Origin of the sequence: Nocardia sp. NPDC052254, assembly GCF_040679495.1 — a bacterium.
Taxonomy (GTDB): domain Bacteria; phylum Actinomycetota; class Actinomycetes; order Mycobacteriales; family Mycobacteriaceae; genus Nocardia.
Map to the genome: position 1 here is coordinate 478,991 of NZ_JBFAUW010000001.1, position 18,775 is coordinate 497,765.

General features: G+C 68.6%; 20 protein-coding genes. 13 read left to right on the top strand and 7 right to left on the bottom strand.

All coding sequences use genetic code 11. The annotated features are described in order from the left end of the window. Positions 1-5: 5 nt before the first annotated feature. Positions 6-656 (bottom strand): helix-turn-helix domain-containing protein, encoded by a 651-nt coding sequence (locus AB0L57_RS02150; protein WP_364955661.1) that lies wholly within the window; start codon positions 654-656, stop codon positions 6-8. 230 nt (positions 657-886) lie between these two features. On the opposite strand from AB0L57_RS02150, the gene AB0L57_RS02155 reads away from it, so the two are divergent. Both AB0L57_RS02155 and AB0L57_RS02160 read left to right on the top strand, forming a co-directional pair. Further along, positions 887-1,408: a nuclear transport factor 2 family protein gene (locus tag AB0L57_RS02155; protein WP_364955665.1), complete on the top strand. Its 522-nt coding sequence runs from the start codon at positions 887-889 to the stop codon at positions 1,406-1,408. A 4-nt stretch (positions 1,409-1,412) separates the two neighbouring features. Further along, complete coding sequence (locus AB0L57_RS02160) at positions 1,413-2,108, top strand: TetR/AcrR family transcriptional regulator C-terminal domain-containing protein (protein ID WP_364955668.1); 696 nt, start codon at positions 1,413-1,415, stop codon at positions 2,106-2,108. Here AB0L57_RS02160 and AB0L57_RS02165 read toward each other — a convergent pair. Then, a complete protein-coding gene (locus tag AB0L57_RS02165; RefSeq protein ID WP_364955671.1) occupies positions 2,090-2,914 on the bottom strand; it encodes an SDR family oxidoreductase in 825 nt (274 codons plus the stop codon). The genes AB0L57_RS02160 and AB0L57_RS02165 overlap by 19 nt on opposite strands. A gap of 87 nt (positions 2,915-3,001) precedes the next feature. Further along, positions 3,002-3,382 carry a hypothetical protein gene (locus tag AB0L57_RS02170; RefSeq protein WP_364955674.1) on the bottom strand — a complete coding sequence of 127 codons (381 nt, stop codon included), beginning with the start codon at positions 3,380-3,382 and terminating at the stop codon, positions 3,002-3,004. 167 nt (positions 3,383-3,549) lie between these two features. Here AB0L57_RS02170 and AB0L57_RS02175 point away from each other — a divergent pair, with 167 nt between their 5' ends. Both AB0L57_RS02175 and AB0L57_RS02180 read left to right on the top strand, forming a co-directional pair. Next, entirely contained in the window at positions 3,550-4,884 is a 1,335-nt protein-coding gene (locus AB0L57_RS02175) for a DUF1003 domain-containing protein (RefSeq protein ID WP_364955676.1), read from the top strand. A gap of 50 nt (positions 4,885-4,934) precedes the next feature. Next, the gene (locus tag AB0L57_RS02180) at positions 4,935-5,699 is read left to right on the top strand and encodes an SDR family oxidoreductase (RefSeq protein WP_364955679.1); all 765 of its coding nucleotides are present in this window, start codon (positions 4,935-4,937) and stop codon (positions 5,697-5,699) included. Between the two features lie 2 nt (positions 5,700-5,701). Here the strand turns inward: AB0L57_RS02180 and AB0L57_RS02185 are convergent, their stop codons facing one another. Then, entirely contained in the window at positions 5,702-6,574 is an 873-nt protein-coding gene (locus AB0L57_RS02185; protein ID WP_364955682.1) for a hypothetical protein, read from the bottom strand. Positions 6,575-6,705: 131 nt separating this feature from the next. On the opposite strand from AB0L57_RS02185, the gene AB0L57_RS02190 reads away from it, so the two are divergent. After that, positions 6,706-7,779 carry a lycopene cyclase family protein gene (locus AB0L57_RS02190; protein ID WP_364955685.1) on the top strand — a complete coding sequence of 358 codons (1,074 nt, stop codon included), beginning with the start codon at positions 6,706-6,708 and terminating at the stop codon, positions 7,777-7,779. Here the strand turns inward: AB0L57_RS02190 and AB0L57_RS02195 are convergent. The 3 genes from AB0L57_RS02195 to AB0L57_RS02205 all read right to left on the bottom strand — a co-directional run bounded on the left by AB0L57_RS02195 (position 7,770) and on the right by AB0L57_RS02205 (position 10,727). After that, positions 7,770-8,510, bottom strand: coding sequence for a serine/threonine protein phosphatase (locus AB0L57_RS02195; RefSeq protein ID WP_364955688.1), 741 nt, complete (start codon positions 8,508-8,510; stop codon positions 7,770-7,772). The two genes, AB0L57_RS02190 and AB0L57_RS02195, sit on opposite strands and share 10 nt — an antisense overlap. Positions 8,511-8,736: 226 nt before the next feature. Beyond that, a complete protein-coding gene (locus tag AB0L57_RS02200) occupies positions 8,737-9,150 on the bottom strand; it encodes a cobalamin B12-binding domain-containing protein (RefSeq protein WP_364955691.1) in 414 nt (137 codons plus the stop codon). Then, the gene (locus AB0L57_RS02205) at positions 9,150-10,727 is read right to left on the bottom strand and encodes a methylmalonyl-CoA mutase family protein (protein ID WP_364955694.1); all 1,578 of its coding nucleotides are present in this window, start codon (positions 10,725-10,727) and stop codon (positions 9,150-9,152) included. The genes AB0L57_RS02200 and AB0L57_RS02205 overlap by 1 nt, the downstream gene beginning before the upstream one ends. 74 nt (positions 10,728-10,801) lie before the next feature. On the opposite strand from AB0L57_RS02205, the gene AB0L57_RS02210 reads away from it, so the two are divergent. The 8 genes from AB0L57_RS02210 (at position 10,802) to AB0L57_RS02245 (ending at position 18,766) form a co-directional block, all read left to right on the top strand. Beyond that, a complete protein-coding gene (locus tag AB0L57_RS02210; protein ID WP_364955697.1) occupies positions 10,802-11,626 on the top strand; it encodes an NAD(P)-dependent oxidoreductase in 825 nt (274 codons plus the stop codon). Positions 11,627-11,685: 59 nt separating this feature from the next. After that, a complete protein-coding gene (locus tag AB0L57_RS02215) occupies positions 11,686-11,904 on the top strand; it encodes a hypothetical protein (protein ID WP_364955700.1) in 219 nt (72 codons plus the stop codon). A gap of 29 nt (positions 11,905-11,933) precedes the next feature. Then, positions 11,934-13,439, top strand: a complete 1,506-nt coding sequence (locus AB0L57_RS02220) for a CoA-acylating methylmalonate-semialdehyde dehydrogenase (protein ID WP_364957245.1) — start codon at positions 11,934-11,936, stop codon at positions 13,437-13,439. A gap of 149 nt (positions 13,440-13,588) precedes the next feature. Continuing rightward, positions 13,589-14,881, top strand: coding sequence for a helix-turn-helix domain-containing protein (locus tag AB0L57_RS02225; RefSeq protein ID WP_364955704.1), 1,293 nt, complete (start codon positions 13,589-13,591; stop codon positions 14,879-14,881). A 296-nt stretch (positions 14,882-15,177) separates the two neighbouring features. Further along, positions 15,178-16,269: an amidohydrolase family protein gene (locus AB0L57_RS02230; RefSeq protein ID WP_364955707.1), complete on the top strand. Its 1,092-nt coding sequence runs from the start codon at positions 15,178-15,180 to the stop codon at positions 16,267-16,269. Between the two features lie 28 nt (positions 16,270-16,297). Continuing rightward, the gene (locus AB0L57_RS02235) at positions 16,298-17,452 is read left to right on the top strand and encodes an amidohydrolase family protein (protein ID WP_364955710.1); all 1,155 of its coding nucleotides are present in this window, start codon (positions 16,298-16,300) and stop codon (positions 17,450-17,452) included. Further along, positions 17,452-17,847, top strand: coding sequence for a Rieske (2Fe-2S) protein (locus AB0L57_RS02240; protein ID WP_364955713.1), 396 nt, complete (start codon positions 17,452-17,454; stop codon positions 17,845-17,847). Before AB0L57_RS02235 ends, AB0L57_RS02240 begins: the two co-directional genes overlap by 1 nt. Before the next feature lie 61 nt (positions 17,848-17,908). Beyond that, positions 17,909-18,766 carry an alpha/beta hydrolase gene (locus AB0L57_RS02245; protein ID WP_364955716.1) on the top strand — a complete coding sequence of 286 codons (858 nt, stop codon included), beginning with the start codon at positions 17,909-17,911 and terminating at the stop codon, positions 18,764-18,766. Positions 18,767-18,775: the final 9 nt, after the last annotated feature.

An 18,775-nucleotide genomic window follows, 5' to 3' on the forward strand; every position in this document is an offset into this window, starting at 1 on the left:
GCCGCTCAGTGCGGTGGTACCACCGCATCGGATGATCGGCGCGCGGCCTCGTCGTCGATCCAGTCGCCGATCATCCGAGCGGTCACATCGATGACCTCGCGCCGTTGCTCGGCGCCCACTTCCACGGCCGAGGCGCGCAGCACCGCCGAGAATCCGGTGTTGACCAGAACGAAGGTCATCACGTCGTACTCGTGGTCGTCACCCGGCCCGAGTAACTGGATCAGCATCACCTTCATCAGCAACCGGAGCCGGGGTTCGAACTCGGGAATTCCGCTGCTGTAGAACTGCACCCCCGCGACCAGTGCCCGCACCAGCAGGGCGTTGGCGACCAGTTCCTCGGCGATCGACGCGAGCAGTCGGTCGGTCACTTCGTAAGTCGTCGCGTCCGACAGCTCGAAAACCCGCTCGGTGGCGCGTCTTTCGATGTTCTCGAGCAGCCGGGCGAGCAATTCCTCGACGATGACGGTGCGATCGGAGAAGTACCGGTAGACGGTGCCGATGCTCAGCCCCGCTTCGGCGGCGATCCGATTGGTCGAGGTCTGCGCGATGCCCCGCTCACCGAACACCCGCGCCGCCGTGTCGAGGATGTGCTCGCGGGTCGCCTTGGCCCGCTCCTGGGTCGGCCGGCGCCGCTGTCCGGTGGCCCTCGACACCATCACGCTCTCCTGCCCGGCCGTCCTCCGCAGGCCGCCGCCATCGTAGCCGGACGGCTCCGTGAACGAACGGCATCGAATTCACGAAAATATTTTCCCCGTCCGGGAAAAACGGATATCCTGAACGGCGCGGCGTCGTCGCCCAGCGTCGTGCGGCGCGCCGCGGCCGGCCGACGACCCGACCGGCAGGTTCGCCGGCGGCGGCGTCGGTGCGGAAACAGCGAAGGCAAGCCATGGGACATCCCGGCACCGTCGATGCCACCTACGAGCTCACCCAGGCCAAGGCGCAGTACTGCTACAACCTCGACGCGCGGGACTGGGGCGCACTGGGCGCCCTGATGACTTCCGATGTGGAATTCGACGTCGGCGACGGTGACGACCGGGTGCCCGTCCTGGTCGGCCGCGAGGCGGTACTCGACATGCTCCGCCGCGCGCTGGCCGACTCCCGTTCGGTCCACCAGGCGCACATGCCCATGTTCGATGTGGACGCCGAGGAGGCGCGCGTCGTGTGGACCATGCACGATCGCGTCGTCTGGGACGACGGACGCTCCCGCACCGGATACGGCCACTACCGCGAGCGCTGGGTGCGCGGTGACGGGGAATGGAAACTCGCCGCCCTGCGGCTGACCCGGCTGCTGGTCGAATCCGGTGACGACATCCCGCTCACCATGTACGAGGCGGCGCGGCGCGCACCGGGCCGCCTCGACGATGCCCACCGGTTCCGGTCGTTCCCGGCCACCGAGTCCGGGTGGTGACCCCGTGGGCACCGCGGCCCGTGGACGGGGACGACCACCGCGGCTGAGCCGCGACCGCATCATCGCCGCCGCGCGCACGGTCGCGCCCGAGGATCTGACCATGCAGGCGGTCGCCGACGCGCTCGGCGTGGACCGCAAATCGCTCAACTATCACGTCAGCGACCGGCAGGGGCTGCTCGAACTCGTCGCCTTCGACGCCTTCGACGCCGGCTTCCGCCGGGTCGTCGTGCCCGAACGGGACGACTGGCGCGAACTGCTGCACCTGTTCGCCGTCGCGGTCGTCGACGTCCTCGTCCAGGTGGGCGTACTCATTTCCTATGTGCGCTTCGACGGAAAGGCCGGACTGTCGGCGCTGGCGGTGGTGGAGCGAATCGTGGCGACCCTGGTCGGCGCCGGGCTCAGCCCCGGGGAGGCCGGGCGCACCCTGAAACTGATCGCGCAGATCGCCCAGGCCGCCGCCCGCGAGGCCCTCGACGCCGGCCACGGACCGATCGACGCACAGGCCGCGGCGGTGAGCCGGACGCTGTATGGGACCGAGGAGTTTCCCCTGTTGCGCGCCATCGCCGGCGCGCACGATGCCGACGCCCTGATCGGCCGGCAATTCCAGTTCGACATCGCCGTCGTCATCGACGGCCTGCAGCGACGCCTGGAAAACCGGTGCGGCGCACCGCCGGACGACGATCAGCCCGCCCAGGCCTGAGTGCGCATCGCCGCCACCACACCCCCGTCGACGAGCAGATCGGTACCGGTGACGAACGCGGCCGAGTCCAGCAGGAACCCCGCCGCGGCGGCGATGTCGTCGGGTGTGCCGAGACGGCCGGTCGCCGAGGCCTCGACCATCGCCCGCATCCCCGCACCCGAGTCGCCGTCGAGTTCCGTACGGCCCATCGGTGTCGAGATCACCCCGGGGCTGATCGAGTTGATTCGCGCCCCACGCCGGCCCCACGCCCCCGCCGCGGCCTGTACCCGAACGATGTTCGCGCGCTTGGCGATCACATACGCCAATGCGGGTTCGGCCACCGCGTCGGGCCCCAGGAAGGCCAGGCCGGCCAGTTCACGGGCCGGCGTCACCGCCAGCGCGCGTTCCTGCTCACCGGGCATCGGCGGTGCCATATGTCCGGCCATACTCGCGATCACCACTCCGGCGCCGCCCGCCGCGACCACCCGGCCGAATTCCTCGAGAACCAGCGCCACACCGATCAGATCGACCTGCACGATCGCGCTCGCACTCGCCTGCGCGGGGGACAACCCCGCGGTGTGGACCACGTGGGTGACGCGGCCGAGTTCGGCTGCTGCGAGCGCCGATTCGGCCACCGAGGCCGGATCGGAGACATCCACGACACGGGTCCGGACATCGTGGCCCTCACCACGCAGCAGATCCGCGGCCGCGGTCAACGTCGGCTCGTGGAAGTCGGCGAGCAGCACCCGGCGGCCCGGACCCGTCCGGCGGGCGATCGCCAGCCCCATACCACCCACACCGATGACGACCACGACCTCGCTGTCCACGAATTCCTCCTCTGCCGCAATGGCGATTCTCACCATCGAGAACCCATTTCCGGCACAGTGTATCGACCGCTGCCGCCGATCACCGGGTCAGTGCGGGCGCCGCTCGGCGCGTAGCCACAGCCGCCGGGCCGCGGTGTCGAATGTCGCTGTACCACAACGCTTGCCGGCACTGCCGATCCAGGCTCGCCGGCGACCGGTGCGGAGCACGGCCCGGCGTCGGCGACGCTCATCGCCCTCGGCGTCCGGGAGATCGGGTGCGGGCACCGCGCAGCTGCGGTCACCACCCGGGCGCGCGATATCGGCGACCAGCTCACCCAGGAGATCCCGGGCGGATTCGGCACGCGCGCGCAGATCCGGCGTCCCCGCGTGCGCGGCGAGGTCGACGATCGCGTTCATTTCGCCGAAGGCCACCACCAGCCTGCGAAGCGCCGCACGCTGCTGAGCCGCCGACAGGCCCTTGATACTCACATTCCACTGATCGGACCGGCGACCCACGATGTTTCGCTTCCCCGCGACAGCGGACGCACTGTCGCGGCCGCGCAACACATTCCGCATCCGGGCGGCACACCGGCGCAGACTTCCCGTGAGTGGCAAGTACAGTGCGAGATCGGACGAGGACTGCGAGGGGACCGAAGGTGGACAGCGACAGCCGCGCGGACAGTGCGCACGCCGCCGCGGTGACAACGGCCGACGAGCGCATCGGATTCAACGACACCGTGGCCGCGGTGCTGACCCGCTGGGTGGGCTCCATGCCGGCCCTGTACGTCGTGCTCGTCGTCTTCGGATCGTGGATGGCACTGGCCACCTGGGGGCCGCTGCATCGTGCGGACCCGTATCCGTTTCCCTTCCTGCTGTTCGTCAACAATGTCGCGCAACTGGTGTTGTGCCTGGTCATTCTGGTCGGCCAGCGGGTTCTGAGTGCCGCCGACGACGAGCGGTCGATCCAGACCCATCGCAATACCGAAGCGATCTTCGCTCAGGTCGCCGATCTGCAGGCCCACCTCGATCGCCACGATCGCGCACTGAGCCGCGGCCTGAGTCTGCTCGAATCGACACCACATCCCTGGATTCGCCGCCATCGGGTGCAGGCACCGCCGCAGGCACGCGATCAGGCGGTCAGCACCAACGACCGCATCGCGGTGTGGCTGACCCGCCGGCTCGGCAGCGTCTGGGGCTTCTATCTGGCGCTGTTCTCACAGCTGATCTGGGTTCTGCTGTCCGAGTTCGGCATTCAGACCGTCGACCCGTATCCCTTCGCCTTCATGGCGTTCCTGTCGACGCTTGCCCAGCTGATCTTCATGATCGTGATCATGGTCGGCCAAGACGTGCTCGGCCGCACCGGTGACCGCCGATCCGAGCAGACCTTCCTCGACGCCGAGGCCATCCTGCACGAATGCCGGCGCATGAAGGCCCGGCTCAACGCCCAGGATCGGGTCATCGACAGTCTCACCGGATTCGTCACCGGCCGGGTCAGCGAACAGCTCGGCCGGGCGCTGCACGAAACCAGCGAACGGGTCGATCACCAGGCCCGCGCGCACACCGTCATGACCACCGGACAGGCCCCCGCCGATGCCGCCGACCTGCGCCATTGGGACGAGCTCAGCGAAGCCGACCGGCAGATCTATCGGGCGCAGGCCCGCGGTATCGGCGAGAATCTCGCCGCCATCGGCTATTTCATGGTTCCCGCCTTCGAACCGGCCTTCGAGATCGGCTTCGACGACGACGAGATCGGACTGCTGGCCCGGTTCGAATACGACCGCCGGATGACGCAGTTGCGCAAGGAACGACTCGACCGCGCCCCGCACGACGACCCCGACGACGCGCAGCCGCTGCCGTGGCAGGACCTGCCCCAATCCGGGCGGATCCGCTATCTGCAAGCGGCACGGCGCATTCCGGTCATCATCTCCGGCGCCGGCTTCCAGGTGCTGCGCAGCACCCGCCCGCACCTGGCCGGACCGCCCGGAACCTGATCACCGGGCCGGTCCGGGCAGATCGCGGGCCTGACGTATCGTCGGCTCACATGACCGATGATCTGTTGGGAAAGGGCGCGCTGGTCAGTGGCGCCAGTCGTGGTATCGGGCACGCGGTGGCGGCCGAACTGTTGCGCCGCGGCGCGAACGTGCTGATCACCGCCCGCAAGCCGGAGCCCCTGACCGCGGCGGCCGAGGAGCTGCGCGCTCTCGGCCATCCCGGGAAAGTGCTTGCGGTGGCCGGTAATTCGGGTGACGAGTCGGCGCGCGCCGAACAGGTCGCCGCGGCGGTCGCCGAATTCGGCTCACTCGACATCCTGATCAACAACACCGGCATCAATCCGGTATTCGGCTCGCTGATGGACGCCGATCTCGACGCGGTGCGCAAGATCTTCGACGTCAACGTCGTCGCGGCGCTGGGCTATGTGCAGCAGGCGCACCGGGCGTGGATGGGTGAGCACGGCGGCGCGGTGGTGAATCTGGCCAGTGTCGCGGGTATCCGGTCCACCGGCGTGATCGCCGCCTACGGCGCCTCCAAGGCCGCGCTGATCCGGCTGACCGAGGAACTGGCCTGGCAGCTGGGCCCCTCGATCCGCGTCAACGCGGTCGCCCCCGGCGTGGTGAAGACGAAATTCGCCGATGCCCTGTACACCGACAACGAGGACGCCGTCGCCGGCACCTACCCGCTGCGCCGGCTCGGCACACCCGAGGACGTGGCCGCCCTGGTCGGCTTCCTGGTATCCGAGCAGGCGTCGTGGATCACCGGCGAGGTGGTACGGGTCGACGGCGGTCTGCTGGCCACCGGCGGTATCTGAGCTCAGCGGAAGCTGAGGGCGCCCACCGTGTCGGTATGCCGGTACTTCAGGTACTTCTTGGCCGTCTCCTCGTCCACCGCGTTCGTGGCGGTGGCGAAGGTGACCACCAGGTAGTCCTTCTCGGCGTCGTCCTTCCACTTGCCGACGGCGAAGTGGTCCACATAGGTGCCGGGCCGCAGTTTCAGATCGGCGTCGGTGTACTGCCCCGGCGCCGCCTCGGCCTGCGCCGCACTGTCCATCCCCATGATGAACTGGGTCAGCATCAGCGAGCCGTTCTCCGCCTTGTACACCATCTCCGCCGCGTACCGGCAGCCCAGCCCGGTCAGTTTGCCGCCGACCTCGATATCGGAGCAGCTGGCATGGTCACGGCCCTGCACCCAGTCGGCGTGCAACTCGACCTCACCCAGCTTGAAGTCCCAGTTCTTGGCGTATTCCTGGTAGCTGACGTGCGGAGAGGTGCCGGAATCCGGTGCGGTGGTGTCCGGCTCGGTGGTGGCGGTCGTGGTCTCCTCGGTCGCGGGCACCAGCGCCGGTGTACTGCCGGCCCCCGCCTCGTTCTTGCTCCCCGAATCCCGGGTCGCGACCACCGCGATGCCGATACCGACGACGAGCAGCGCGATGACACCGAACACGATGCCGACGATCAACCCGCTGTTGTTCTTCGGCGGTGGCGGCGGTCCGTAACCACCGCCGTAACCGGACTGATCCCAGCTCGGCTGCTGCGGCGGCTGCTGCTGATCCCACGAGGGCGCCTCCCACCCCGTCGGCTGCGCGTCCCAGCCACCACCCGGCTGGTAGGGGTCACGACCCCAGCCGCCGTCGTGGGGTTGTTGCGGGCCTTGGCCGTACGGGCCCGGGCCGGGGGGATACGTCATCTGCTGCCACCTTCCACGTCCCGGGGCAGTGCCCTCCGCGGTTCGTCCCCCCGGGCATCGACTTGCGACCCTACCGGACCGGTGCGGCGACGGATGGACGCGACCGGCTCCCCATCTGCTGCAATAGCGGGGTGGACGCGGATCTGATCGTGTGCGGTCTGGGACCGGCCGGGCGCGCACTGGCACATCGCGCGGCGCGGCGCGGGCTGTCGGTGATCGCCATCGATCCACGACCGGAACGCCGCTGGCAGGCCACCTACGCGGCCTGGGCCGACGAGCTGCCGGACTGGCTCGCGCCGCGTGTCGTCGCGGCGGTGACCGACCGGCCGCGGGCGCGCGGCACCCGATGGTTCACGCTGTCGCGGGCATATCTGGTGTTCGACACCGCCGCTCTGCAGGACAGCCTCGATCTGGCGGCGGTACGGGTGATCGCCGACCGGGTCGCCGAAATCGACTGGCCGGGGCGGGTCCGGCCGGCTTCCGGTGCGCCGCTCACCGCACACCGGATCGTCGACGCGCGGGGCCTGGCCCGCCGCCCCCGTCGCGCCGAACAGACCGCCTACGGAGTCGTACTGCGCGGCGAGGCGCCGACGGTGTTCATGGATTGGCTGCCCGACAACGGCGCCGCTCCCGGCGAGCTGCCGTCGTTCCTCTACACCCTCGCTCTCGGCGATGGACGGACGCTGTACGAGGAGACCTGTCTGGCCGGGCGTCCCGCCCTGGGCCTCGACCTGCTGCGGCAGCGTCTGGAGTATCGATTGCACGCGCGCGCAATCGAATTCGACGACATCGATGTCACCGAGCGGGTGCGATTCCCACTCGAAGGCGGCGTGGCGCGCGAGGGCCGGTTCGGCACGGCCGGTGCACTGCTGCACCCGGCGACCGGATACAGCGTCGCCGCGGCCCTGTCGGCGGCCGATCCCGTCGCCGCCGGGCAGCCGCTGTGGCCGGCCTCTGCGCGAGCGGTGCACGCATTGCGCACAGCCGGTCTGCGGGCACTGCTCGCATTACCGCCGCACGATGTCGCGCCGTTCTTCGACACCTTCTTCGAACTGCCACCGCAACTGCAGCGCGCGTATCTGTCCGGGCGCGCGGACCTGCGCGGGACGGCCGCCGCCATGAGCGCGCTGTTCCGCGCCCTGCCCGGCCGGCACCGCCGGATTCTGGCGACCGCCGCCGCCGGAGTGCCGCCACGTCACCGGTGATCGAAGACCAGCGCGGTGGTGTTGTCGGTGGCTCCGGCCCGGATCGCCGAGTCGGCGAGCGTATCGGCCGCCACGGCCGCGGAGTCCGATTCGGCCAGGATCCGCTTGATGTCGGTCATGGCCAGTGTCTTGTGCACACCGTCGGTGCTCAGCAGCCAGCGTCCGATTCCGGTGCCGGTGATGCCGTGCCCCACCGCCTCCGGACGCACCGTGCGCGCCGAGGTGGTCACCAGATGATGCATCCGCGGAGCGACGGTGACGCCGCGCGCGCTCATCATCTCCGCGACGGTGTGGTCGCTGGTGACCTGGTGCAGGACCCGGCCGTTCCAGTGGTAGGCCCGGCAGTCACCGACCCAGGCGATATCGCAGGGTCCGTCGACCCGGTCCGGCGTCGGTCCGACCGCGACCACCATGCAGCTGTCGGCGGAGGGTTCGGGGAATTCGCGCAGCAACTGTTGTTGTGCCGCAAGTAGTCCCGCGACCGCGCTACCGCCGATCGCGACGCGGGCAGCGACCCGGGCCACGGTCCGCGCCGCCCGCGCGGCCAGCAGATGGTCACCGATTCCGTCGGCCACCGCGAACGCGCTGCGACCGACCGCGGAATCGATATAGCCCGACACCGCGTCGGCGTTGAGTGACCGGCCGCCGCGACGGCTGACCGAATGCGCTGTGATCCCGGTGAGCCGCATCAGCTCACGCCGGGTGATTGCCGTCGTCACCGCTGTGTGCACGGCGGACCTCCTCGACTGCCCCTGCCGATCGCGGTCCCGTTCGGCCCCGGTGGCGATCGTGCGACCACGACCGATACCGAAGCTGCCCGCAACGGAAACCGCTTGCCCTGACTATGTCAGTCCGGACCGTGTTCAACCTGTGAAAACGGGCACGAGTTCATTACAGGCAACAGCGGCGGGCGCCGATCGCCACCGGTTCGTGATGCGAGCGGGGCTCAGCCGCGCATCAGCACGATTCCGGCGTGGGCGCGACGGCGCCGGTGAGGGCGCGGATCTCGGCCACCAGCCGGTCCAGTGGAGTACCGGTCGGAAATACCGCCGCTGCCCCCGCCTCGCGCAGGCGCGGAACGTCGGACTGCGGGATGGTGCCGCCCACGACCACCGCGATGTCGCCGGCGTCGGCTTCGCGCAACCCGGCCACCACCTTGGTGGTCAGGCCCAGATGGGCGCCCGACAGAATGCTCAGCCCGACCACCGCGACATCCTCGGCGACGGCGATCGACACAATCTCCTCCACCCGGCGGCGAATTCCGGTGTAGACGACCTCGAACCCGGCATCGCGTAGCGTGCGCGCGACGATCTTGGCGCCGCGATCGTGCCCGTCGAGCCCCGGTTTGGCGACCAGTACGCGCGCGGGCATCAGAACACCACCGGCTGCTGGAACTCGCCCCACACCGATTTCAGCGCGGCGGTCATCTCCCCCACCGTGCAGTAGGCATTGGCGCAATCGATGAGCCGGTGCATCAGATTCTCGTCTCCCTCGGCGGCGCGCGACAGCGCCGACAATGTGCTGGCGACCGCGCCGGAATCGCGTTCCGACTTGACCGTGGCCAGTCGCTTCAACTGCAGATCTCTTCCCGCGGCATCCAATTCGTAGGTGCCGATCTCGGGTGCGGGCTCGTCGGAGGTGAACCGGTTGACACCGACGATCGGCCGCCGACCCGATTCGATGTCCTGGTGGGCGCGGTAGGCCTCGTCGGCGATCAGGCCCTGCAGATAGCCGTCCTCGATACAGCGGACCATGCCGCCGTGCGCCTCCAGATCGGCCATGATCTCCACGATGCGCTCCTCGGTCGCGTCGGTGAGCCCCTCCACGAAGTAGGAACCGCCCAGCGGATCGGCGACCCGGGTGACACCGGTCTCGTAGGCCAGGATCTGCTGGGTACGCAGCGCCATCGTCGCCGACTCCTCGCTGGGCAGGGCGAACGGCTCGTCCCAGGCGGCGGTGAACATCGACTGCACGCCGCCCAGCACCGAGGCCATCGCCTCATAGGCGACCCGCACCAGATTGTTCTGCGCCTGCGGCGCGTACAGCGAAGCACCGCCGGACACGCAGCCGAACCGGAACATCGACGCCCGATCGGTCGTCGCGCCGTAGCGTTCGCGCACCAGCGTGGCCCAGCGGCGCCGTCCCGCACGATATTTCGCGACCTCCTCGAAGAAGTCGCCGTGGGTGTAGAAGAAAAAGGAGATCTGCGGGGCGAATTCGTCGATGCTCATCCGCCCGCGCTCGACCACGGTGTCGCAGTAGGTGACACCGTCGGCCAGGGTGAAGGCCATCTCCTGCACCGCGGTGGCGCCCGCGTCGCGGAAGTGCGCGCCCGCCACCGAGATCGCGTTGAACCGCGGAACCTCGGCGGCACAGAATTCGATGGTGTCGGCGATCAGCCGCAGCGAGGGCTGCGCCGGCCAGATCCAGGTGCCACGCGAGGCGTATTCCTTGAGGATGTCGTTCTGGATCGTGCCGGTCAGCTTCGCCCGCGGCACCCCCTTGCGTTCGGCGGCGGCCACATAGAGCGCCAGCAGAATCGCGGCGGTGCCGTTGATGGTGAAGCTGGTGCTGATCTTGTCCAGCGGAATCGAGTCGAACAGGATCTCCGCGTCGGCGAGAGTGTCCACGGCCACGCCGACCCGGCCGACCTCCTCACCCACCTCGGGATCGTCGGAGTCGTAACCACATTGGGTCGGCAGATCCAGCGCCACCGACAAACCGGTGCCGCCCTGTTCGAGCAGATAGCGGTAGCGGCGATTGGATTCCTCGGCGGTGCCGAACCCCGAGTATTGCCGGAAGGTCCACAACCGGCCCCGGTAACCCTTCGCGAAATTGCCTCGGGTGAAGGGGAACTCACCCGGGGCCGGCGGCTCGGCGGCGCGATCCTCGGGTCCGTAGACCGGGGCGAGCGGGATACCGGAAGAGGTCAGGACGTCGTCGTTCATCTTTGAATACGTTACTTGCAAAAAAAGAGAATGCCAATACCATCAGAGGCGAACGACTGACTTCGAGGAGCCCCATGCCCGCATATCCGTTGGCCGGCCGCACCATGGTCGTCTCCGGCGCCAGCCGCGGGATCGGCCTGGCGATCGCCCTGGCCGCGGCCGCCCGCGGCGCCAATATCGTCCTGTTGGCGAAAACCGCGCAGCCCCATCCGAAACTGCCCGGCACCGTGCACACGGCCGTCGCCGAGATCGAGGCCGCGGGCGGTAAGGCCGTGGCCGTGGTCGGCGATGTCCGCAACGAGGCCGACACCCTGCGCACGGCACAGACCGCCGTCGATCATTTCGGCGGCATCGACATCTGCGTCAACAACGCCAGTGCGATCGCCGTGGAACCGACCGGATCCCTGTCCGTCAAACGCTTCGATCTCATGCAGGAGATCAATGTCCGCGGCAGCTTCCTGCTGACCCAGGCATGTCTGCCGCATCTGCGGGAATCCGGCGAGGCGCACGTGCTGACCATCTCCCCGCCCCTGAATCTCAGTCCGCGCTGGGTGGGCGCGCATCCGGCCTACACCCAGTCCAAGTACGCCATGACCCTGCTGTCGCTCGGGTGGGCCACCGAATTCGCGACCGCGGGCATCGGGGTGAACTGCCTGTGGCCGCAGACCTATATCGCGACCTCCGCGGTGGCCAACATGCGCGACGGGGCGACGATGCTGGAGTCGGCGCGCGATCCGCGCATCATGGGCGACGCGGCGGCCGAGATCCTTTCCCGCCCTGCCGCATACACCACCGGAAACTGTTACATCGACGCCGAGGTACTCATCGAATCCGGCGTCCGGGATCTGTCGGTCTACGGCGGGGGCGAGCGCCCGATCCCGGACCTGTTCCTCGACTGATTCCCGTACCCGCCGTCATTGCACTCCCGCACAACCGAACTCGTGACCCGGAGGTCCCGATGCAGCCGCCCGTCGATATCGCGGTCCGTCAAATACTCGACTATTTCGGCACCTGCCCGCGCTGCGGCTACGCCGCCGAGGCCGTGCGCACCGTCCGGACCTTCGCCGACGATCACCGCGAATCAGAGATCATCGCCAGCTGCGGGCTGCCCTGCGGCTGGACCGGCGCGGCACCGCTGACCACCATGACCGGTGCGCACGCGGGGGTGCGGGCGTGACCGGCACGATCGATCCCGCAGCCACGGGAATCGCCCACATCGGTCACTGGATCGACGGAACCGCGCGCCCGGGCCGGTCCACGCGCACCGCGCCGGTCACCGATCCCGCCACCGGGCGGGTCACCGGGGCGGTCGCGATGGCGGACGCCGAGGAGATCCGCGCCGCGGTCGAGGCCGCGGCCGTGGCCTTCCCCGGCTGGCGTGACACCTCACTCGCGCGGCGTACCTCGATCGTCTTCCGCTTCCGCGAACTGCTCAACGCCCGCAAGTCCGAGTTGGCCGGATTGATCACCGCCGAGCACGGCAAGGTGTTCTCCGATGCCCTCGGCGAGGTGTCGCGAGGGCAGGAGGTGGTCGAATTCGCCTGCGGTATACCGCATCTGCTGGAGGGCGGATTCACCCAGAACGTCTCGACCGGCGTGGACGCGTACTCGGTGCGGGCCCCGCTGGGCCCGGTGGCGATCATCGCACCGTTCAACTTCCCGGCCATGGTGCCGATGTGGTTCTTCCCGCTGGCCATCGCCACCGGCAACACCGTCGTGCTCAAACCCAGTGAGAAGGATCCGTCGGCGGCGCTGTGGCTGGCGCGGCTCTGGGAAGAGGCCGGCCTGCCGCCCGGCGTGTTCAATGTGGCGCAGGGCGACAAGGAAGCCGTCGACGCACTGCTGCTCGACCCCGGGATCAAGGCCGTCTCCTTCGTGGGCTCCACCCCGATCGCCGAATACGTCTACGCCACCGGCACCGCGACCGGCAAGCGGGTGCAGGCCCTGGGCGGTGCCAAGAACCATGCCGTGATCCTGCCCGACGCCGATCTGGATCTGGCCGCGGACGCACTGGTCAACGCCGGATACGGCTCGGCGGGCGAGCGCTGCATGGCCATCTCGGTCGCGGTCGCGGTCGGGGAGATCGCCGACGATCTCGTCGCCCGGGTGGCCGAGCGGACCCGGGGGTTGCGGATCGGCGACGGGCACGGCGAGGCGGATATGGGCCCCCTGGTCACTCTCGCGCATCGCGACAAGGTCGCCGCCGCCGTCGGCACCGCCGAGGCCGAAGGCGCCCGCGTGGTCGTCGACGGCCGTGGCGCCATCGGTACCGCCGACGCCGATATCGATGTGTCCCAGGGCTTCTGGCTCGGCCCCACCCTGCTCGATCACGTGACCCCGGAGATGGCGGCCTACCGCGAGGAGATCTTCGGCCCGGTACTCGCGGTGGTCCGGGTGGACGGCTACCAGCAGGCGCTCGAGTTGATCAACGGCAACCCCTACGGCAACGGCACCGCGATCTTCACCAACGACGGCGGCGCGGCCCGGCGCTTCCAGTACGAGGTCGAGGTCGGAATGGTCGGCATCAATGTCCCCATCCCGGTTCCCATGGCCTACTACAGTTTCGGCGGCTGGAAGAATTCGCTGTTCGGCGACACCCATGCGCACGGCGTCCAGGGCGTGCACTTCTACACCCGGGCCAAGGCCGTCACCAGCCGCTGGCTCGATCCCGGCCACCGCGGGCTCGACCTCGGCTTCCCGCGCAATGATTGAGCCGCGATGATCGGTGTCCACCCGGAACGCGCCCGGCGGACCGGCACCGTGCGGAACAAATATTTGGTTGAGCCGATATGCTGCGAACATGCCACGACGCGACACCGGAGCCCGAACGAGCGCCCGCACACACCGGTCACACTGAGCGGATGGAGCGCACACGGACCACCGCACCGGCCGCCGTCCGCGCCGACAGCGTACGGCGGTCGGAGATCCTGCGGGCCGCGGCGGATCTGTTCGCCTCGGCGGGCTATGCCGGAACCGTGGTCAAGGACGTCGCCGACGCCTGCGGCATCCTGCCGGGCAGCCTTTACCACCATTTCGAATCCAAGGAAGCGATCGCGGTCGAACTACTCGAGCGCTACCACGCCGATCTGGACGCGGTGGCCCGCTCGGCGCCACCGCCGGCGGCGATCACCCACGCCGCGGTGGCCTTCGACATCATCGACGGGTACGCCACCGCCATCGCCGCGTGCGCACTGGAACATCGTGCGGCACTGCAGTTGTCGATCTACGAACCGCACACCGGCGCGGGGACGGCACTGATCGCCCTGGCCGCCGATCCGCCCGCCGCACCGATCGCGGCCATGCGAGCCCTGCTCGACGCCGCGGCCGCGCACGACTACCTCGCCGACGCCGTGGACCGCGGCGTACTGGCCGAACAGCTGTGCCAGACGATGCTGCACATCGGCCTGTCGGTCCTGCACCGCGAGAACTCCGCCGACCGCGTCGCGACAGTCGTGTGCCGCCTGCTGCTCGACGGCTTGCCCGCGCAACCGGCCGCCCCGCAGGAGCTCGACCGATCCGCCGCGCTGCGCGCCGCACGCGAGAGCGTCGGCACCTGGGCCGCACCGGGCGAACCCGATGCCGACGACCGCACGGCACGGCTGCGTGTGGTGGCCCGGGCCGAATTCGCCCGCCGCGGCTACGAGGCGACCACCATGCGTGATATCGCCACCGCGGCCGGGATGGGCGCCGGCAGCGTGTATCGCGCCGTGGAATCCAAACAGGCGCTGCTGGATTCGATCATGGGCTCGTTCCACGACGAGATCTCGCGCGCCTATGCCCGCGTGGTCGCCACCGACAGCTCGGCGATCGCCAAACTCGACGCGCTGACCTGGATCAACCTCAACGCGCTGGATCGCTTCGAACTCGAGTTCGCGATCCAGCGCGCCTGGTTCCGGTCCACTCCCCCCGACACCAGCGATGTCATCGACATACTGCGCCGCCGCGCGCGACAGATCGCTGCGGTGATCGAGCAGGGCCGGGCCGATGGCGAGATCACCGTGCAGGGAATGACCAAGAGCCGGCTGTCGGCCTGTGTGCGCGACCTGATCTGGATGCCGCCGCCGGTGGTCGCCCGGACGGGACTCCGTGCCGCACACGCCCATTCGCGCGCGACACTGCTCTGCGGCGCCACCCGCACACCGATCCGAAACTGATCCGCGCGGGTGCGCACCCCTTGTGCGACCGGCCCGCTCCGGCGTACATTTGCGGAACAAATATTTGGTTCGCGAGCTCAGCGCGGGGTCTTCGTCCCCACGCGTCACTCGCACCCGCCCCCCATCGCGGCCGCCCCGCCGGAGGCACGGCACGAGCCGCACATGACCGCACTTCCGCGACGCCCGCACACAGGCCGCGCGCCCCGAACTCCCGCAGGAGTACCGATGAGACACCACGCGAAGCCTCCGATCGGTGCGACTGGATGCGGACGTCCCGCAACAACACAGGAGGGCCGATGATCACCCTTCCCGACGGCACCAGCAGCCCCGTGATCGATGCCAGCGTGCACATCTTCTTCCAGGGCAACGCCGAACTGCGCAGCTGGCTGCGCGAGCCATACAGCAGCCGCGGCTATCCCGATGTCGAAATGGATTGGTACGGCGCACCGGGCGGGGAGTTCGCGCCGGAGACCATCCTGTCCGAGGGCGGATATCCCGGTTCCGAACCCGACGCCGTCGGCCGGGTGCTGTTCGATGAGCGCGGCACCGACATCGCGATCCTGCATCCGATGACCCGCGGCATCATGCCCGACCGCCACCTGGGTACCGCGATCGCGAGTGCGCACAACGAGATGATGATCGCGCGCTGGCTGGACTCGGGCACCTACGCCGAACGCTACCGCGGCACCATTCGGGTGAATCCGGAGGACATCTCCGGCGCGATCCGCGAGATCGAGCGCTGGGGCTCACATCCACGCGTCGTGCAGATCGGCGTCCCGATGCAGTCGCGCGAACTGTACGGAAAGCCGCAGTTCTGGCCGTTGTGGGAGGCCGCCGCCGCCGCGGGCCTGCCCGTCGCGGCCCATATCGAATCCGGTTCGGGAGTGGCCTATCCGCCCACCCCGTCCGGACATCCGCGCACCTATGAGCAGTACCTCGGGTTCATGGCGCTGAACTATCTCTACCACCAGATGAACATGATCGCGGAGGGTGTCTTCGAGCGCTTCGACGATCTGCGCTTCGTCTGGGCCGACGGCGCCGCGGACATGCTCACGCCGATGATGTGGCGGATGGACACCTTCGGCCGTCCACACCTCGAGCAGACCCCGTGGGCACCGCGCATGCCCAGCGACTATCTGGCCGGCTCGATCCACTTCGTCCAGGGCCGGCTCGACGGCCCCGGGGACGTCGAATTCGCCGGGGACTGGCTGGAATTCACCGGCAAGCAGGACATGGTCATGTTCGGTTCCAGTTATCCGGACTGGCAGCTCGACGATCCGGCGCGGCTGCCGTCCGCGCTGAGCACCGCACAACGCGAGAAGGTGCTGTGGCGCAACGCCGCCGCGCTGTACGGCATCGACATCCCCGCCGCGGCCACGACGCGGTAACCGGTATCGGACATCGAAAGGGATACCAATGACGCAGGCGAATATCGACGTACGGACGCGGGTGCCGAGCTCCGACCGGGTCGCGGTGCGGGTGGTCGACTCCGACGTCCACCCGGTGCCCAGGCCCGGCCGGCTCGCGGAGCTCTACCCGGAACCGTTCCGCAGCAAGTACTTCCTCAACCATCAGGTCGGCAGCACCCTGTTCTACGACGCACCCGATTTCGCGTACGCCTACGCGATGCGCGTGGACGCGTTCCCCGAAGGCGGCGGATTTCCGGGAAGTGATCCCGACACCCTGTTCCGGCAGCTGATCATGGGGGCCGGATCCGATATCGCGATCCTCGAACCGGGTCTGCATCAGGCCCGGCTACCAGAGGCGACCTCGGCGGCGGCATCCGCGGTCAACACCTGGCTGGACCAGGACTGGCTCGACGGCCACAACAACTGGCACGAACGCTACCGCGGCTCGATCAGCGCGGCGGCCGAGGATCCGGCCGGCGCGGTCCGCGAGATCGAGAAGTGGGCCGGACATCCGTACATGGCGCAGATCCTCATCCGCGCCGAGCCGCGACCGGCCTGGGGTGATCCCATGTACGACCCGGTCTGGGCGACCGCGGTCAAGCACGACCTGCCGGTGGCCTGCCATCTGTCGCGCGGTTGTTTCGAGAACCTGCCGATGCCACCGGTCGGATACCCGAGCTACAACCACGATTTCATGGTCACCTACTCGCTGCTGGCGATGAACCAGATCATGAGCCTGATCTTCGACGGCGTCTTCGACCGGTTCCCGGCGCTGCGCATCATCCTGGTCGAGCATGCGTTCACCTGGATCCTGCCGCTCATGTGGCGGATGGACGCCATCTACGAGACGCGCAAATCCTGGGTCTCGATCAAGCGCAAGCCGTCGGAGTACGTCAAGGAACACATCAAGTTCACCACCCAGCCACTGGACTATCCCGACGACAAGACCGAGCTGACGCGGGCGCTGGAGTGGATGGAGGCCGAGAAGATCCTGCTGTTCTCCTCCGACTATCCGCATTGGACCTTCGACGATCCGCGCTGGCTGGTCAAACATCTGCCCGAGCACACCCGCGAGCCGATCATGTTCGGCAACGGCCTGGCGACCTACGCCAACCTGACGGCCACCGTACCGGTCCTGCCGGGCCAAGTGCGGGTGTTCTGATGACCGACGACATCGCCGCGACGCCGCGGTTGCCCCAGGGGCGCGAGCACGCGGTCGCGACCATCGACGAGATCCCGCCCGGCACACACAAACTCGTGCCGATCGGGCGGCACGGCGTCGGTGTCTACAACGTCGGTGGCACGTTCTACGCCATCGCCAACTACTGCCCGCACGAGGGCGGCCCGCTGTGCGCGGGCCGCACTCGCGGGCTGACGAAGGTCGATGAATCGGTGCCCGGCGACGCGGTGAGCGTGCGCGCGGGCGAGTACATCTTCTGCCCGTGGCACCAGTGGGGTTTCGAACTGGCCACCGGCACGACCGCGGTCAAACCCGAGTGGAGTATCCGCACCTATCCGGTCCGGGTCGTCGGCAACGACGTTCTGGTCACCGCCTGATGGCGCAGCGCTCACCGGCGGCAACAATTCTGCGAAGCACTCCAGACAAGGAGGTCTGTCCATGCCAACGGCCGAAATCCGCGGTGGCGAAGTCTATTACGAGATTCTGGGAACGTCCGGCCCGCTGATCGTGCTGACACCCGGCGGACGGTTCAGTACCGAGATCCCGGGATTGCGCCCGCTGGCCGAGGCGCTCGTCGCCGGTGGGCATCGGGTCCTGCTGTGGGACCGGCCCAACTGCGGGCGCAGCGAGGTCGCGTTCTGGGGGCCCACCGAATCGCATATGCGCGCCGAGGTCCTGCACGATCTGCTCGTGCACCTGGACACCGGGCCGGTGATCATCGCCGGCGGTTCCGGCGGTGCGCGGGATTCGATTCTGACGGCGATGCTGTATCCGGAAATCGCGACCAAGTTGATTCTCTGGAATATCGTGGGCGGAAACTACGGATTGATCGCCCTTGGTTCGCATTACATCATTCCCAACATCACCGCGGCGAAAATCAAGGGGATCGAGGGGCTGATCGATCTGCCGGAATGGCAGGAGCGGATCCAGGACAACCCGAAGAACAAGGATCGGCTGCTGGCCATGGACGCCGGTGAATTCCAGGCGCAGATGCTGCGCTGGCTCGACGCCTATGTTCCCAAACCGGGCCAGACCATTCCCGGTGTGACCGATTACGAATTCTCGAAACTGAAGATTCCGACCCTGATCATCCGCGGCGGTGAGCACGACATCGACCATCCCAAGCGGACATCGATGGAGGTGCACTGCCTGATCGAGGGTTCGGTGCTGATCGATCCCCCGTGGCCGGAGGACGCGTGGCAGCAGGGGCAGAAGGCGCGGGCCCGCGGCGAGGGCAATATCTTCGACACCTGGGTGCTGGCCGCTCCGGCGATCCTCGACTTCATCGAGCAGTAGCGGCGATGG

Excerpts from the sequence above, each read along its gene's own strand:
- AB0L57_RS02225 (WP_364955704.1), top strand. The coding sequence starts at position 13,589 with ATGGAGCGCACACGGACCACCGCACCGGCCGCCGTCCGCGCCGACAGC.
- AB0L57_RS02210 (WP_364955697.1), top strand. The coding sequence starts at position 10,802 with ATGCCCGCATATCCGTTGGCCGGCCGCACCATGGTCGTCTCCGGCGCC.
- AB0L57_RS02215 (WP_364955700.1), top strand. The coding sequence starts at position 11,686 with ATGCAGCCGCCCGTCGATATCGCGGTCCGTCAAATACTCGACTATTTC.
- AB0L57_RS02185 (WP_364955682.1), bottom strand. The coding sequence starts at position 6,574 with ATGACGTATCCCCCCGGCCCGGGCCCGTACGGCCAAGGCCCGCAACAA.
- AB0L57_RS02245 (WP_364955716.1), top strand. The coding sequence starts at position 17,909 with ATGCCAACGGCCGAAATCCGCGGTGGCGAAGTCTATTACGAGATTCTG.
- AB0L57_RS02205 (WP_364955694.1), bottom strand. The coding sequence starts at position 10,727 with ATGAACGACGACGTCCTGACCTCTTCCGGTATCCCGCTCGCCCCGGTC.
- AB0L57_RS02180 (WP_364955679.1), top strand. The coding sequence starts at position 4,935 with ATGACCGATGATCTGTTGGGAAAGGGCGCGCTGGTCAGTGGCGCCAGT.
- AB0L57_RS02155 (WP_364955665.1), top strand. The coding sequence starts at position 887 with ATGGGACATCCCGGCACCGTCGATGCCACCTACGAGCTCACCCAGGCC.
- AB0L57_RS02200 (WP_364955691.1), bottom strand. The coding sequence starts at position 9,150 with ATGCCCGCGCGCGTACTGGTCGCCAAACCGGGGCTCGACGGGCACGAT.
- AB0L57_RS02150 (WP_364955661.1), bottom strand. The coding sequence starts at position 656 with ATGGTGTCGAGGGCCACCGGACAGCGGCGCCGGCCGACCCAGGAGCGG.
- AB0L57_RS02240 (WP_364955713.1), top strand. The coding sequence starts at position 17,452 with ATGACCGACGACATCGCCGCGACGCCGCGGTTGCCCCAGGGGCGCGAG.
- AB0L57_RS02230 (WP_364955707.1), top strand. The coding sequence starts at position 15,178 with ATGATCACCCTTCCCGACGGCACCAGCAGCCCCGTGATCGATGCCAGC.
- AB0L57_RS02235 (WP_364955710.1), top strand. The coding sequence starts at position 16,298 with ATGACGCAGGCGAATATCGACGTACGGACGCGGGTGCCGAGCTCCGAC.